Annotated in this window: 10 protein-coding genes; 1 reads left to right on the top strand and 9 read right to left on the bottom strand. The window is 70.0% G+C overall.

All coding sequences use genetic code 11. The features are described 5' to 3' along the window. Nucleotides 1-43 precede the first annotated feature (43 nt). The 3 genes from ACJJVL_RS11875 to ACJJVL_RS11865 all read right to left on the bottom strand — a co-directional run bounded on the left by ACJJVL_RS11875 (nt 44) and on the right by ACJJVL_RS11865 (nt 4,929). Entirely contained in the window at nt 44-2,584 is a 2,541-nt protein-coding gene (locus tag ACJJVL_RS11875) for an ATP-dependent Clp protease ATP-binding subunit (RefSeq protein WP_405218896.1), read from the bottom strand. 91 nt (nt 2,585-2,675) lie between these two features. Next, complete coding sequence (locus ACJJVL_RS11870; protein ID WP_405218894.1) at nt 2,676-3,113, bottom strand: iron chaperone; 438 nt, start codon at nt 3,111-3,113, stop codon at nt 2,676-2,678. Between the two features lie 355 nt (nt 3,114-3,468). Continuing rightward, nucleotides 3,469-4,929 carry a dicarboxylate/amino acid:cation symporter gene (locus ACJJVL_RS11865; RefSeq protein WP_405218892.1) on the bottom strand — a complete coding sequence of 487 codons (1,461 nt, stop codon included), beginning with the start codon at nt 4,927-4,929 and terminating at the stop codon, nt 3,469-3,471. A gap of 210 nt (nt 4,930-5,139) precedes the next feature. Between ACJJVL_RS11865 and ACJJVL_RS11860 the strand changes: the two genes are divergently transcribed. Next, a complete protein-coding gene (locus tag ACJJVL_RS11860; protein ID WP_405218890.1) occupies nt 5,140-6,162 on the top strand; it encodes an LLM class flavin-dependent oxidoreductase in 1,023 nt (340 codons plus the stop codon). A gap of 7 nt (nt 6,163-6,169) precedes the next feature. Here the strand turns inward: ACJJVL_RS11860 and nagB are convergent, their stop codons facing one another. The 6 genes from nagB to ACJJVL_RS11830 form a co-directional block, all read right to left on the bottom strand. Beyond that, nucleotides 6,170-6,946, bottom strand: a complete 777-nt coding sequence (nagB, locus tag ACJJVL_RS11855) for a glucosamine-6-phosphate deaminase (protein ID WP_405218888.1) — start codon at nt 6,944-6,946, stop codon at nt 6,170-6,172. A 128-nt stretch (nt 6,947-7,074) separates the two neighbouring features. Next, nucleotides 7,075-7,611, bottom strand: coding sequence for a type 1 glutamine amidotransferase domain-containing protein (locus ACJJVL_RS11850; protein WP_405218886.1), 537 nt, complete (start codon nt 7,609-7,611; stop codon nt 7,075-7,077). Between the two features lie 81 nt (nt 7,612-7,692). Then, on the bottom strand, nt 7,693-8,397 hold the full coding sequence (locus ACJJVL_RS11845; RefSeq protein ID WP_405218884.1) for an ABC transporter ATP-binding protein: 705 nt from the start codon (nt 8,395-8,397) through the stop codon (nt 7,693-7,695). Beyond that, nucleotides 8,394-10,352 carry an ABC transporter permease subunit gene (locus ACJJVL_RS11840; protein WP_405218882.1) on the bottom strand — a complete coding sequence of 653 codons (1,959 nt, stop codon included), beginning with the start codon at nt 10,350-10,352 and terminating at the stop codon, nt 8,394-8,396. The genes ACJJVL_RS11845 and ACJJVL_RS11840 overlap by 4 nt, the downstream gene beginning before the upstream one ends. A gap of 2 nt (nt 10,353-10,354) precedes the next feature. Continuing rightward, nucleotides 10,355-11,227: a branched-chain amino acid ABC transporter permease gene (locus ACJJVL_RS11835; protein ID WP_405218880.1), complete on the bottom strand. Its 873-nt coding sequence runs from the start codon at nt 11,225-11,227 to the stop codon at nt 10,355-10,357. A 12-nt stretch (nt 11,228-11,239) separates the two neighbouring features. Then, entirely contained in the window at nt 11,240-12,454 is a 1,215-nt protein-coding gene (locus ACJJVL_RS11830) for an ABC transporter substrate-binding protein (RefSeq protein ID WP_405218878.1), read from the bottom strand. Nucleotides 12,455-12,853 lie beyond the last annotated feature (399 nt).

Raw genomic sequence — 12,853 nt, 5'->3', positions numbered from 1 at the left:
GCCCGCTCCCCCGCTCAACCGACCCTGTGGTCGCTCAGGTCGATTATGCCGGTGCCGCGCCACCTGCTCGGTCGGGCGACGGGGCCGTCCCCGCGGTCACCGAGAGCGCGGCGCCGTCCACGTCGACGCGCACGGTGCCCTCGTCGAGCCCGCCGACGATGAGATCGGCGACCCGGTCCTCGACCTCTCGCTGGATGAGCCTGCGCAGCGGCCGCGCGCCGAACTCCGGCTCGTAGCCGTGCTCGGCCAGCCAGGTGAGTGCGGCATCCGTGACCTCGAGCCCCAGATCCTGCGCGCGCAGCCGGTCGCGCACGCGGTCGAGCAGCAGCGTGACGATCTGCCGCAGCTCCTCGGCTTCGAGCTTCTGGAACAGCACGATCTCGTCGATGCGGTTGATGAGCTCCGGGCGCATCTGCTCGCGCAGCTTGCCCATCACCTTCGCTCGCAGCTCAGCAGCGCTGCCAGAGCCGTCACCGGCGTGGAAGCCGATCGGGCCCGACTTCGAGGCGAGGAACTCACCGCCCAGGTTGCTCGTCATGATGACCACCGTGTTGCGGAAGTCGACGGTGCGCCCCTGACCGTCGGTCAGACGGCCATCCTCCAGCACCTGCAGCAGCAGGTTGAAGACATCCGGGTGCGCCTTCTCGATCTCGTCGAGCAACACCACCGCGTAGGGCTGGCGGCGGATGCGCTCGGTCAGCTGCCCTGCCTCGTCGTAGCCGACGTAGCCGGGAGGGGCACCGATGAGGCGCGCGACCGTGTGCCGCTCGCCGAACTCCGACATGTCGAAGCGCACGAGTGCGCCCTCGGAGCCGAACAGGCTGTCGGCAAGCGACTTCGCCAGCTCGGTCTTGCCCACGCCGGTGGGGCCGAGGAAGAGGAACGAGCCGATCGGTCGACCCTGATCGCCCAGGCCGGATCGCGAGCGCCGAACGGCTTTGGCGACTGCCTCGACCGCGTCGTGCTGCCCGACGACCCGCTGGTGCAGCTCATCCTCGAGCACGGCCAGCCGCTGCCGGTCGCCCTCGGTGAGGCGCGAGGCGGGGATGCCCGTGGCGCGCGCCACGACCTCGGCGATCTCCTCCTCGTCGACCACCCCGTCCTCGCCGGAGCCGGATTCGATCGCGGCCTCGATGGCTGCGATGCGGTCGCGCAGCCGCATCGCCTCCTCGAACTCCTCTGCCTCGACGGCCTGCCGCTTCTCGTCCACGAGGTGGTCGCGCTCCTTCGTCAGCGCATCCACGTCGACCTTCGCGCCGAGGCGCAGCCGCAGGCGTGCGCCGGCCTGGTCGATCAGGTCGATGGCCTTGTCGGGCAGGAAGCGGTCGGAGATGTAGCGGTGCGAGAGCTCGACCGCGGCACGGACCGCGTCGTCGGTGTAGCTCACGCGGTGGTGCTCCTCGTAGGCGCCCTTCAGCCCGTCGAGGATGCGCACGGCGTCCTCCACCGACGGCTCCGCGACCATCACCGGCTGGAAGCGGCGCGTGAGTGCTGCATCCTTCTCGATGCGACGGAACTCCGCCAACGTGGTCGCGCCGATCATGTGCAGCTCGCCGCGCGCCAGTCGCGGCTTGAGGATGTTCGCGGCGTCCATGCCGCCGTCGCCGCCGCCACCGGCTCCCAGGATCGAGTGCAGCTCGTCGATGAAGACGATCAGCTCGTCCTTGTGCGCGGTGATCTCGTCCATCGCCTTCGTGATGCGCTCCTCGAAGTCGCCGCGGTAGCGGGTGCCCGCGACCATCGCGGTGAGGTCGAGCCCGACGACGCGCTTGCCGTGCAGCGACTTCGGCACGCCGCCCTCGACGATCGCGCGCGCGAGCCCTTCGACGATCGCGGTCTTGCCGACGCCGGCCTCCCCGATCAGCACGGGGTTGTTCTTCGATCGACGGGAGAGGATCTCGATCGTCTGCTCGATCTCGTCGGCGCGGCCGATCACGGGGTCGAGCTTGCCGTCACGGGCGCGCTGGGTGAGGTCGATGCCGAACTCGTCGAGCGTCGGCGTCGTTGAGTTCGGGTCGATGGCCTTCGAGGGCTGCTGCCCCTGGCCCTGGACCGCGTGCTGCCGGGCCTCCATCGCGGCGCGCTGCAGCGACTCCTGCGAGATGCCCGCCTCCTGCAGCAGCGCGCCGACCGCGCTGTCGCCCGCCATCAGGAAGGCGAAGAAGAGGTGCTCGGGGTCGATGTAGCTCGAGCCGTTGGCGCGCGCGATCTGGTACGCGTCGCGCAGGGCGCGCTGAGCGGATGCGGTCAGCGACGGCGGGCCCTGCGTCTCGCGCTCGCCGTCGGCCGGCATCCGATCCTCGATGCTGGTGCGCAGCGCGTCGACGTCGGCGTCGGCACCTTCTGCAGCGGCGGCCACCTGCGGCAGCTCGAGCAGCGCGTGCAGCAGGTGCAGCGCATCCACCTCGGTGTGGTGATGCTCGCGGGCGTACTCGATCGCGGTCGCGATCACCGAGCTCATGCGTCGCGAGACCAGCCGCGTGAGATCGACCGAGCGCTGCGCGGGCAGTCGCTGCCCCTGCAGCATCCGGGCGATGAAATCCTCGTAGGAGCCGTCGCCGATGGGGCCGTAGATCGCTGCCATGTGCATCCTTCCGAAATCGTCGTGTCGAACTTGAGCCTGCTCGACTCAAGTTACAACACCTCGTAGGCGGACGCATTCCCGGCGGAGCGGCTCAGCTCACCGCTTTCGTCACGAGCGCGGCGATGCGCTTCCGCACGTCTGGCGTGTCCGCCATGACGGCGTAGGAGGTCGCCCACATGTCGCCGTCGTCCAGGTTCGCGATCGTCTGGAAGCCGAGCGTGGAGTAGCGCTCGTCGAACTTCGAGGCCTGCTGGAAGAAGACCAGCACCTTGCCGTCGCGTGCGTACGAGGGGAAGCCGTACCAGGTCTTCGGATCGAGATCCGGAGCGACCTCGGACACGACCTCGTGCACCATCTGCGCGAGCGCCTTGTCTGGCTCGGGCAGCGCTTCGATCGCCTCGATCGCGTCCTGCAGCTCGCGCTCTTTCCTATTGCCACCCTTGCGGCCGGACTGCTTGCGCAGCTCGGCCGTGCGCTCTTTGAGCGCCTTCCGCTCCGCAGCGGAGAGCTTGCTGTCGTCCTCGACCATCGTGGAACCCCTTCCGTCGGTGTACGCACCGCACCCCGCGACGCCGTGCGTGCCGTGCGGCGCCGTGCGTGCGCGTGCGGCGCCATCCGTGCCGTGCGGCGGCATCCGTGCCGTGCGGCGCCATTCGTGCCGTGCGGCGCCGTGCGGCGCCGCCTACGATGATGCCCCTGCCGACCCCGACCGCGCATCCCCCGATCTTGCTGCTCACACGCCGACCGCGCGCCCCGTCCGCGGGCGCGGCTCGCGACGGCAAGCGGACCCCAGTTCGGCAGTCGGACCCGAGATCTCGGGTCCGCGTGGCGAATTGGGGTCCGCAAATGGATGCGCCGGGTCGCTCAGGGCGACCCGGCACCCGTCAGGCGGTGGGCACGGGCTCGCGGCGCTGATCGGGGTTGCCAGCGGCAGCCGAGGCGGCCGTCTCGTCGGCGACATCCGCGTCGAGCTCGTCATCCGCGTCGTCGACGAACGGGCCGTCGCCGCGGTCGGCGTTGTAGAGCTCCTGGTCGAGGATGCCCTCGCGCTTGGCAACGATCGTCGGCACGAGCGCCTGACCGGCGACGTTGAGCGCGGTGCGACCCATGTCGAGGATCGGGTCGACGGCGAGCAGCAGGCCGACGCCCTCGAGCGGCAGGCCGAGCGTCGACAGCGTGAGCGTCAGCATGACGGTCGCTCCCGTGGTGCCGGCCGTCGCGGCGGAGCCGACGATCGAGACGAATGCGATCAGCACGTACTGGATGAGCGTGAGCTCGATGCCGAAGAACTGCGCGACGAAGATCGCGGCGATCGCCGGGTAGATCGCGGCGCAGCCATCCATCTTGGTCGTCGAGCCGAACGGCACGGCGAAGGAGGCGTACTCGCGCGGCACGCCGAGGTTGCGCTCGGTGACGCGCTGCGTGAGCGGCAGCGTGCCCATCGACGAGCGGCTCACGAAGCCGAGCTGCACCGCGGGCCACACGCCCGAGAAGTACTTGCGCACCGAGAGGCCGTGCGTCTTGATGAGCACCGGGTAGACGACGAACATCACGATCGCGAGGCCCAGGTAGACGGCGGCGACGAACCAGGCGAGGGTGCCGAGCTTCTCCCAGCCGTACTGCACCACCGCGTTGCCGAGCAGGCCGACCGTGCCGATCGGCGCGATGCGGATGATCCACCACAGCACCTTCTGGATCACCTTGAGCGCCGACTGCGTGAAGTCGAGGAAGGGCTCCGCGCGCTTGCCGAGCTTGAGCGCCGCGATACCGATCGCTGCGGCGACCACGATGACCTGCAGCACGTTGAACCCGACGCTCGAGGAGACGTCGCCGGTGTCGGAGACGCGCGTCGAGACCGTCAGCCCGAGGAAGTTCTGCGGCACGAGGCCGATGAGGAAGTCCCACCAGCCGCCGACGCTGCTGGGCTCTGCCGTCTCGAGCGCACCGGTGTCGATGCGGGAACCGGGCTGCAGGGTGGTGCCGAGCGTGATGCCGATGGAGACGGCGATCGCGGCGGTGATGGCGAACCACAGCAGTGTCTGGCCGGCGAGGCGCGCGGCGTTCTGCACCTTCCGCAGCTGCGCGATCGAGGCGATGATCGCGGTGAGGATGAGCGGGACGACAGCGGCCTTGAGCAGCGTCACATAGCTCGATCCGATCGTCGCCAGCGTCGCCGCGAGCGCGTTCGGCGACTCCTCTGCGCCGGGCCCGAGCTGCCGGGCCACGAGCCCCAGCAGCACGCCGACCACGAGCGCGACGGTGATCTGGAAGCCGAATGAGCCGAGCAGGGTACGGGTGCGGCTCTTCGGCGCGCGCGATGGCACGGTCTGGGTGGTGGCGGGCACAGTGCTCCTCAGGGATGTGATGGATGGGATGTCCCGGCCACGTCGCGCGGGTGCAGAAACAGTTATAGCACCCATTACGGGTGGTTTGCATCCCGCTGCGTCGTACGATGACGCTGAGCATGCGGCACGCCGTCGTCCGCCGCGTGCAAATCGCCGCGCACGGCTGAGAGGTCGTGGAATGCGCGCGGCGCGCGCCCTGTTCGAGTGAGCATGCGCACACGCGTCGGCTTCCTCTCCTTCGGGCACTATCGCGACGTGCCCGGCTCTCGCGTGCCCACCGCAGGCGACTCGCTGCGCATGCACGTCGACCTCGCGGTGGCGGCCGAGGAGTCCGGGCTCGACGGCGCGTGGGTGCGCGTGCACCACTTCGATCAGTCGCTCGCGGCCCCGTATCCGCTGCTGGCGGCGATGGGCGCGCGCACGACGACGCTCGAGCTCGGCACCGGCGTGATCGATCTGCGCTATGAGCAGCCGCTGGCGATGACCGAACTCGCGAGCGCCGCTGACCTCCTCACGAACGGGCGGCTGCAGCTGGGCATCTCGCGCGGCTCACCCGAGCGCGCGATCGACGGGCAGGAGCGCTTCGGCCTGCGACTCGGCGAAGGGGGCAGCTGGTCGGAGGAGACCCGCTCCCGTGCCGCCCACCTGCGCCGCGCGCTGCGCGGCGAGCCGCAGGCGAGCTCGGCCCTCGCCGTCCAGCTCGGCCAGGCGCCCGACCTGCGGGTGGAGCCGCACTCCCCCGGCCTGGCGGAGCGCCTGTGGTGGGGCGCCGGCAACCACACCTCGGGACTCTGGGCCGCCGAGCAGGGCTACCACCTGCTCTCCTCGACCCTGCTGCTGCAGGACGATGGTCGCCCCTTCCACGTGCAGCAGGCCGAGCAGGTGCGCGCCTATCGATCGGCCTACGCCGCGGCGGGGCACGCGCCTGCGCCTCGCACGGCCGTCACCCGCAGCGCGTTCCCGATCGCGAACGACGACGACCGGCGCTACTTCGGGCTCGCCGACCAGCGCGCGGACGGCGTCGGTCGCCTCGACGGCAGCGCGGCGCGCAGCGGCCCGACCTACGCGGGCGACCCCGAGCACGTGGCACGGCGACTGCTCGCCGATGAGGCCGTGCAGGAGGCCGACACCGTGCTGTTCGCGCTGCCGAGCCAGCTCGGCTACGAGGTCAACGCACGCCTCCTCGCGTCCCTCGGCGAGCTTGCACGAGCGCTCGGCTGGCACGAGGACTGACCCGCGTTCACTGCACGGCGCTGCGGTGCTCCACGACCTCGCGGTAGTACTCCGTGAGCTCGAGCTCGGCGGCTGACGCCTCGTCGAGGTACACCGTCGCCTTCGGGTGCAGCTGCAGCGCCGTGCATGGCCAGCGCGCCGAGACCGACCCCTCGACCATCTGCCGCACGGCCGCGGCCTTGGCGGAGCCGGTCGCGATCACGATCGCGTGGCGCGAGTCGAGGATCGTGCCGAGCCCCTGCGTGAGGCAGTGCTTGGGCACGGCGTCGACATCGCCGTCGAAGAAGCGAGCGTTGTCGCGCCGCGTCTGCGCGATGAGCGTCTTCACCCGCGTGCGCGAGGCCAGGGACGACGAGGGCTCGTTGAAGGCGATGTGACCGGTCGTGCCGATGCCGAGGATCTGCAGATCGATGCCGCCCGCTGCGGCGATGCGGCGCTCGTAGTCGATGCAGGCGGCGTCGAGGTCGGCGGCAGTGCCATCCGGGCCGTGCACGGCGCCCGGTGCGAAGTCGACCCGCGAGACAAGCTCGACGTCGATCACCGAGCGGTAGGAGCGCGGGTCCCCTTCCGGCAGTCCGACGTACTCGTCGAGCGTGAAGGCGTGCGCTCCCGAGAACGACATCGAACCGTTCTGCACACGCGCGGCGAGGTCGTCGTAGACCCGCAGCGGGCTGGACCCGGTCGCGAGCCCGAGCACGGCGTCGGGCTTGCGCTCCAGCAGCGCCTGCACCCTGTCGGCGACGAGGCTGCCGATCGTCGCCGCGTCGGTGATGACAACTTCCATCGGGCGCTCCGTCCGTCGATGCCGCACGAACTCCCGATGCTAGCTCGACGCGAGTCGGCGGTGCCGTCCGCACCGAGGATGGCGTCCGCGGCATGAGCCGACGGGCGCCATCCGAGCTGACAAGCGCGTCAGGCGTGCACGCCCTCCGCGAACTCCTCGAGGATCTTCGCATTGAACGCCGGCAGGTCATCCGGTGTGCGGCTCGAGACCAGCCCCTGATCGGTCGCGACCTCCTCGTCGACCCAGGTGGCGCCGGCGTTCCGCAGGTCGGTCTTGAGGCTGGGGTAGCTGGTCATGGTGCGGCCGTCGACCGCGCCAGCCTCGATGAGGATCCAGGCACCGTGGCAGATCACGCCGATCGGCTTGCCTGCCTCGACGAAGCCGCGCACCAGCGCGACGGCGTCCTCGTTCATCCGCAGATGATCGGCGTTCACAACGCCGCCCGGCAGCACCAGGGCGTCGAAGTCGGATGCCGCGACATCCGCCACCACCGCATCCACCGATTGTGTGTGGCCCTTCTTGCCCTCAACCTCGCCCGCCTTCGGTGCGATCAGGGTGGCGGATCCTCCCGCGCCCTGCACGGCATCCCAGGGGCTGGTGAGCTCGGAATCCTCGAAGCCGTCCGTGAGCACGAACGCGACCTTCTTGCCGGTGATGTCGGCCATTGCTGTCTCCTTCTCATGCGTGATCGGGGTACAGCACGGTACGCGTTGCGCCTGAGCGGCGCGTGTGCGACCGGGGCCCGATCAGCTGGCGGCGCCGCCCAGGTAGGCCGCGCGCACCTCCGGCATCTCGACGAGCTCGGCGGGCGTGCCCTGCACGACGACGCGGCCGCGCTGCATGACCACCGCCCGGTCGGCGATGCCGAACGAGGCGCGCACGTTCTGCTCGACGAGCAGCACCGCCATGCCCCTCCCCCGCAGCTTCGTGAGCACCTGCATGATCTCGGCCACGACCTTCGGCGCGAGGCCGATCGAGGGCTCGTCGAGCATGATCACCTTCGGCGCAGCCATCAGCCCGCGCCCGATCGCGACCATCTGCTGCTCGCCGCCGGAGAGCGTGCCGGCCGCCTGCCCCATGCGGGGCTGCAGGCGCGGGAAGAGCTCGAGCACCGCATCGACATCGCCCTTGCCGCGGTTGCTCCACGCACCCAGCATGAGGTTGTCGCGCACCGAGAGCGTCGGGAAGCAGAGCCGGTTCTCGGGCACGTGCGTCATGCCCAGCGCCGCCATCTTCTCGGTCGCCTTGCCCGCCACCTCGACCCCGTCGACCTTCACCGAGCCGGCCGTCGGGGTGATGATGCCGTTGACGGCACGCAGCAGCGTGGTCTTGCCGGCGCCGTTGGAGCCGACGACGGAGACGATCTCGCCCGCGGCGACCGCAATGTCGATCTCGTGCAGGATCGGCAGGCGACCGTACCCGGCGTCGAGTCCCGTGACCTCGAGCATCATGCGTTCCCCTCCAGCTGTTCCAGCTCCTGCTCGTCGCCCTCGACCTCCGTGCCGAGGTAGGCGCTGATGACCTTCGGATCGTTGCGCACCTCCTCCGGCACACCGAGGGCGATGAGCTCGCCGTCGTCGAGGACGGCGACGTGATCGGCGAGGGACATGACCTGGGCCACGTCGTGCTCGACCAGGACGATCGTGAGTCCGGCGTCGCGCAGCGTGCGCAGCAGCTCGGCGAGCACCTCGCGCTCGCGACCCGAGAGCCCGGCCATCGGCTCGTCCAGCAGCAGCAGGGCAGGTTCGAGCGCGAGCGCCCGGCAGACCTCCATCATGCGCTGACGGCCGAAGGGCAGGTCGGCCGCAGGGGTCGAGGCCACGTCGCCCAGCCGCAGCGCGTCGAGGATCGACCGCGCGGTGTCCTCGTGGCGTCGCTGCTCGGCGCCCTGCAGCCCCAGCATGCCGCGGATGATCCCGGCGCGCCCGAGCCGGAATCGGCCCATGTAGACGTTGCCCAGGACGTCCGTGGAGGCGAACACCTGCAGGTTCTGGAACGTGCGGGTGAGACCGTCCTCCGCCGCGACATGCGGCTTCTTGCCCTGGATCTCGCGACCGAGGAACGTGACGGTGCCGCTCGTCGGCGCAATGGCACCGGAGATCATGTTGAAGCAGGTGGTCTTGCCTGCACCGTTCGGCCCGATGAGGCCCGTGATGCGACCAGCAGGGATCTCCAGCGTGACGTCGTCGACCGCGACGACGCCGCCGTAGCGCTTCGTCAGGCCGTCCAGCCGCAGGATCGTCTCGCCCGCCGGGACGGGCGTCGACATCGGCGGCAGCGACGCAGCGGCCTCATCGACCTCCGCGTCGATCGCTGCGGCCTCCTCGCGCGGCAGCTGGGCGCTGAAGGCGCGCGTGGGCGGCGCTTCCCCGTGCTCGGCCACCGGCTTGGCCGCAGCGCTGCGGCGCGGCTTCAGCCGTTGCGCGAGCTGCTTGACGGCGCCGACGAGGCCGCCCGGAAGCACCAGGATCACCAGGATGAGCACCGCGCCGTAGCCGATGAGCTGCACCTGCCCGCTCGCGCCCGGGATGAGCGCCGGGATGAGCGCGCGCAGCCCCTCGGAGAGCAGCTCGACGATGAAGGCGCCGAAGAGGGCGCCCCAAACGGAGCCGAGTCCGCCGAGCACCACCATGAGCAGGAACTCCACCGAGAGGTGGAACTCCGCCACCTGCGGCGAGACGACCCGCACCTGGTAGGCGTAGAAGACGCCGCCGAGTCCCGCGAACGCCGCCGAGAGCACGAACACCTTGAGGCGCAGGATGTAGGTGTTGACGCCCAGCGACTCGGCCGCCAGCTCGGAGTCGTTCACCGACGACAGCGCGCGGCCAGCGCGCGACCGCGTCAGGTTGAGCGCCAGGATCATCGCGATCACGACGAACGGGGCGACGAACAGGAAGAAGTAGCCGTTGTTGTCGATCGAGATGCCGAAGATGGTGGGGCGGTCGAAGCCGTAGATGCCGGTCGTGCGGCCGGTGAAGTCCGACTCGCGGGCGACGATCATCACGATGAAGCCGAGGCCGAGCGTCGCGAGCGCGAGGAAGTGCCCGCGCAGCCGCAGCAGCGGCAGCCCCACGAGCAGCGCAACGAGCATGGCCAGCACGATCGCGGCGATCGCCGCGACCAGATCGGGCACCTCGTAGCGCTCGATCAGGATCGCGTGCGTGTAGGCGGCGATCGCGAAGAACGCTGCCTGACCGAGGCTCACCTGCCCGGCGAGCCCCATGAGCAGCGAGAGACCGATTGCGGGCAGGGCGAAGATCGCCGCGAACACGGCGATCGACAGCATCTGCGACGACGAGACGAACGGGATCGCGGCGAGCGCGAGCACCAGGGCAATGATGCCGAGCCACATGACGCGCTGGCCGGAGAAGAATCCCGCCTTGGCGGGCGTGAGCGGAGCGGTCATGGTCACACCCTCGAGTGGACGGGGCGCAGCACGAGGCCCGCCGGGCGGATGATGAGCACGAGGATGAGCACGAGGAACGCCACGCCGTCGCGGAATCCGGATGCGACGTAGCCGGCGACGTACGACTCGAGCACGCCGAGCAGCAACCCGCCGATGATCGCGGCGCGGAACGAGACGAGACCGCCGAGCACGGCCGCGACGAAGCCCTTCAGCCCCAGCAGCAGGCCGGCCGACCAGAGCGAGAGGTGCAGCGGCGAGGAGGCCAGGCCTGCGCTCGCACCGGCGAGGCCGGCGATGCCGAAGGCGACCATCGATGCGATCGCCGGCGAGATGCCCACGATGCGAGCGGCCACCGGCTGCTCGGCGACGGCGCGGAGCGCCTTGCCGAAGCGGGTCTTCTCGTAGAAGAGCAGGATGCCGCCGCCGACGACGACGAGCGCGCCGAGCATCCACAGCTCCTGCGAGCGGATGCTGACGCCGCCGAGCGTGACGTCAGAACCGGGGAACGGCGTGAGCCGACGCCCCTCGGCGCCCCACGCGAGCAGCATGCATGCCTGCAGCAGTGTGGAGACGCCGAGGGTGAGGATCATCGAGACCAGGGTCGTCAAATTCTTGACCCTCGCGATGATGAGTCGCTCGATGAGCACCGAAGCCAGCGTGACCGTCGCGAGCGACAGCACCACGGCGAGGAGCAGCGGCACTCCCGCGGCCACCATCGAGATCGCGCTGAGGCCCGCAAGGGTTGCGAAGTCTCCCTGCGCGATGTTGATGACGTGCCGGACGGTGTAGGTCGCGATGAGCCCCACGGCGAGCAGCGCATAGACGCTGCCCTGTGAGAGCCCTGCGATGGTCAGCTGCAGGAAGTCGGTGAGCACCGAGCGCCTCTCCTACTGGCCGTCTGCGAGGTTCCAGCGACCGTCGCGCGCCTCAGCGAGGATCAGCGCGTCGGCCGTGAGACCCGAGTGGTTCTCGGGGGTCATCGTGAAGATGCCCGAGATGCCGACGAAGTCCGAGGTGCTCTCGATCGCGTCGCGGAGCGCCGCGGGGTCCGTGCCGGCCTCCTCGAGCGCGGCGACACCGATCATCCAGGCGTCGTACGCGTGCCCGGCGAACGACGACGGGGGCGTGCCGTAGGCCTCCGTGTAGTCCTCGATGAAGGCGTTGATGACCTCCAGCTGCGGGTCATCGGAGGGCAGCTGGTCGGAGACGAGCAGGCGACCCATGGGTGCCAGCACGCCCTCGGCGGAGTCACCGGCGGCCTCGAAGAACGCCGAGTTCGCGACACCGTGCGACTGGTAGACGGGGGCCTCGATGCCGAGCTGGCGGTAGGCGGCCTGCGCGAGGCCCGCAGAGGGCGTGATGCCCCAGATGATGTTGGCGTCGGCCTCCGCGTTGCGGATGTTCGTGAACTGCGCCGTGTAGTCCGTCGCGCTCGGCTCGAAGGCCTCGGTCGCGACCAGCTCGATGCCGCGCTCGGCACCCAGCTCGGTGAGCATCTCGGCGATGCCCTCGCCGAATCCGGTCGCGTCGCGCGCCAGCGCCACGGTCTCGTAGCCCTTCGACTCCATGTCGTCCAGGATGTTCTCGATGACCACGACGTCGTTCTGGGCCGTCTTGAAGATCCACTCCGATCCCTCGACGATCGCGGCGTTCGCGGCGATCGAGATGGTCGGGATCTGCGCCTGCTCGACGATCGGGCGCATCGCCAGGCTCGGGCCCGTGCGGCTCGCGCCGATGATGAGGTGCGCGCCTTCGTTCTCGAGCAGCTCGGTGGTCGCGCGAGCGGCGCCGTCCTCGGTCGACTGGTTGTCGAGCACGATGAGCTCGACCTCGCGGCCGTCGATGCCGCCATCCTCGTTGAGCTGGTCGGCCAGCATGTTCAGCGTGTTCTGCTCGGGCACGCCGAGGTTCGCGCCGACGCCGGTGATGTCGAGCACGGCACCGATGACGATCGGGCCCTGCTCGGCGCCGGGGTCGGCGTCGCCGGAGGCACCCGGGTCGGCGCCGCCGCCGAAGTTCGAGCCGCCGCAGCCGGTGAGCGCCACGAGGGCACCCGCCGAGAGGGCGGTGATGGTCAGCAGACGACTGCGACGTCGGATCATGGAACTCTCCCTTGAGCTCTGGGGGCGCTTGCACAGCTTCGAACGAATAACTGACTGAACGTTCGGTCGTTTAATCATGCCGCATGTTCAGGCGGCCCACAGACACGGCGGCGCTCCGTGATCGTTTTGTGACCTTGGGGCGTGCATCACGGTGTCAGTGGCCGATCGTACTCTGGGCGCACGCAGGCCGAGCGTCGACGTCGAACGGCGTCGCGACCCTGGACGGAGGTGGCGCATGCGCAACGCGAATCACACCGGTGTGACTCTGCCCCCGCGTGTCGCGAAACCCGTCCCCCCGGTTGTGCACAGGTGCCGCTGCCGGCTCTCCACAGGCTCTTCCGCGTCATTGCGCGGCGGGAATGACACCTGTGGAGTTCTTGTTGACACAGGTGTGGAGAA

Source organism: Agrococcus sp. Ld7 (genome assembly GCF_045064095.1).
Taxonomy (GTDB): domain Bacteria; phylum Actinomycetota; class Actinomycetes; order Actinomycetales; family Microbacteriaceae; genus Agrococcus.
Note: the sequence above shows the minus strand (reverse complement) of the source record. Positions and strands in the feature narration are given on the sequence as shown.